Below are 2,909 nucleotides of genomic sequence, written 5' to 3'. Positions count from 1 at the left end.
CGCCGACGAGTCCCAGGCCAAGGTGCTGGACTACGTGGCCGCCGGGGAATCGGTGAGCGTGAACGCCGCCGCCGGTACCGGGGCCACCCAGACCGCCCTGAACGCGGCCGCCGTGCTCGCTGCCCAGGGCAAGCGCGTGCTGGTGATCGCCGAACAGCGTTCGGCCGCCGAGGAATTCGTCACCCGCTTCAACGAGAAGCTGGACGCCGCCAGCCTGCTGCTGGGCCCGAACGAGGACCCGGATGCGCTGCGCCGGCAGCTGACCCGCGCCATCCTGCGCAACGAGAAGGCCACCGAACCGCACCAGCAGAAGCTCTTCGCCAAGCTGCGCGAACACCGCACCGCCCTGCAGGAGCACGTCAAGTCCCTGCACACGGTGCGCAGCCGCTGGGGGTGCTCGCCCTACCAGGCGATGCAGGAGCTGGCCCGGCTTTCCGCGCTGGAGCCGGCCCCGTCCACCACGGTGCGCCTGAAGCGTTCGGTGCTGGACTCCATGGGCCAGCGCGGCCACGTCGCCGCGCAGCTCAAGCGCGCCGCCCAGCTTGGTGCGTTCAGCAAGGAGCACACCTCCAGCCCCTGGCACGGGGCGCCGCTGCGCAACCAGGAGCAGACCGAACAGGCCCTGGCCCTGGCCTCGGGGCTGGGCCGGGACCTGCCGATCCTGCACGAGCACATGGTGGAGGTCGCCCAGAAGTCCCAGATCCGCCTGGAGGAGACCTACGACAAGTGGGGGGACCAGCTGGCCCTGCTGGTGGCCGTGCGCGGCTCGCTGGACAAGTTCGAGCCGGACATCTTCGAAGGCGACATCGATGACCTGATCGCCGCGACCGCCTCCAGCCAGTGGCGGCGCGAGCACGGGGTGGAGATGGGCTCCATTGTCCGCTCCCGGCTGCGAAAGATCGCCAAGGAATACGTGCGTCCCGGCATGCACGTGCCGGACCTGCAGTCCGCCCTGCAGGCAATCAGCGAACAGCGTGAGGCCTGGCGCGTCTACGCCACCAGCCAGCGCAACCCGCAGGTGCCCGGCGGGCTGCTGGACGTGGAGGCCGGCTACCATGACGCCGGCTCCCGCATCGACTCGCTGGCCGGGATGCTGCCCACCCGGTTGGGCACCCGACTGCGCGAAATGCCGGTCAAGGAGCTGATGAACACCATCGCCAGGCTGGTGGACCGCGCCGATGACCTGAAGGAACTGCCCGAACGCACCATCATCTCCGAACAGCTGGCCGAGGCCGGGCTGGGGGATTTGCTCGCCGACTTCGCCGAGCGTGAGATCGACGCGGACGAGGTCGACGCCGAACTGGAGTTGGCCTGGTGGCAGTCCGCCCTGGAGGCGATGATCTCCGGGGATGACTTCCTGGCCATGAACGACGGCGCGAAGCTGGAGAAGATCGAGGCCGACTACCGCCTGGCCGACGGCGCGCACATCGCCGCCGGACCCGAACGGATCCGCTGGGCGCTGGCCAAGAACTGGAAGGGCGCCCTGGCCGACCACCGTGCCGGGGGCCGCGAACTGCGCGCCATGCTCAAGGACGGCACCCCCTCGGTGTCCGGCCTGCTGGCGCTGGGCGCCCCGCTGGCCAACTCGCTGACCCCGGTTTGGGTGGCCGCCCCGCTGCTGCTGGGCACCGCGCTGCCAGAGGAGGCCGACTTTGACGCGGTGATCCTGCTGGAGGCCAACTACCTGACCCTGCGTGAGGTGCTGGACGCGATCCGCCGCTCCAGCCAGGTCATCGCCGTGGGCGACACCATGCTCGGCGGACCCAAGCCGTTCGAGGTGTCGGTGGACCCCACCGCCCGGGTCGCCGAACGCGGCACCGAAATCTCCGCGCTGCAGGCGCTGAACCAGGTGCTGGTCACCCAGACCCTGTCCACCGTCTACCGCGGCATCGACGAAGGCCTGGTCGAACAGCTCTCCCACGCCTACTACCAGGACAAGCTCTCCCGGCTGCCCGGGGCCAGCTCGCTGTCCTACACCGCCCCGCGACTGTCCAGCTACTATGTGCCGGACGCCACCGGGACGCTGTCCAGCTCCGAGGAGGGCGTGCAGACCACGGCGGCGGAAGTCGCCGCGGTGGTGGACCTGGTGTTCAGCCACTTCCGGCGCAACGGCCACGAGTCGCTGGCGGTCATTGCCTCCAACCGGGTGCACGCCGCCGCGATCGCCGAGGCGATCCGGGTGCAGCTGCCCAACCACCGCTACGCGATGGAGCACTTCCGGGCCAGCCACGAACCGTTCGTGGTCACCACCATGGACCGGCTGATCGGGCTGCGCCGTGACGCGGTGATCTTCGCCTGGGGTTATGGACGCACCCCGCACGGCAAGGCGCTGCACGAATTTGGTGCGCTCTCCCGCAGCGACGGCGATTCGCTGTTCGTTGCGGCGATGACCCGGGCGCGCAAGCGCATGGTCCTGGTCTCCGGGCTGCTGCCCGAGGACGTGGAGCTGAACCGCGTGTACCGTGGGGCCAAGCAGTTCTTCGAGCTCTTCGGCCGGGTGCACGCCGGGGACTCCGGGGTGAGCACCAACCGCTCGCTGCGCCACGACCCGCTGGTGGCCGACCTGGCCAAGCGGCTGCGTGAACGCGGCGCCATCGTCACCGAGGACTACCGCGGGGTGCTGGACTTGTCCGCCCATGTGCTGGAAACCGAGTCCGGGCAGATCCCGCCGCTGGCCGTGGTGTACGACGGCACCGAACACTACAGCCACCTGACGGTGCGCGAGCGCAGCCGGCTGCGTCCCGACTTCTTCGAGACGAACGGCTGGCGGTACGTGCCGCTGTGGACCATTGACGTGTTCACCGACCCGACCTCGGTCGCCGACAGGCTGGCCGCCTACCTGAACCTGGCCAAGCCCAGCACCCAGGAGCCGGACGAGCCGCGCGCCAAGCTTTCGGTCGCCAAGCCGG

The 2,909-nt window shown here is 69.9% G+C and carries 1 protein-coding gene; it reads left to right on the top strand.

The features are described from left to right. A partial coding sequence (locus tag RCJ92_RS15525; RefSeq protein ID WP_446755071.1) for a DNA helicase occupies positions 1-2,909 on the top strand: 2,909 nt, incomplete at both ends.

The sequence above is a fragment of the Glutamicibacter sp. BSL13 genome (assembly GCF_052928425.1).
The sequence above is the reverse complement of the archived record's forward strand: the minus strand, read 5'-3'. Positions and strand labels throughout refer to the sequence as shown.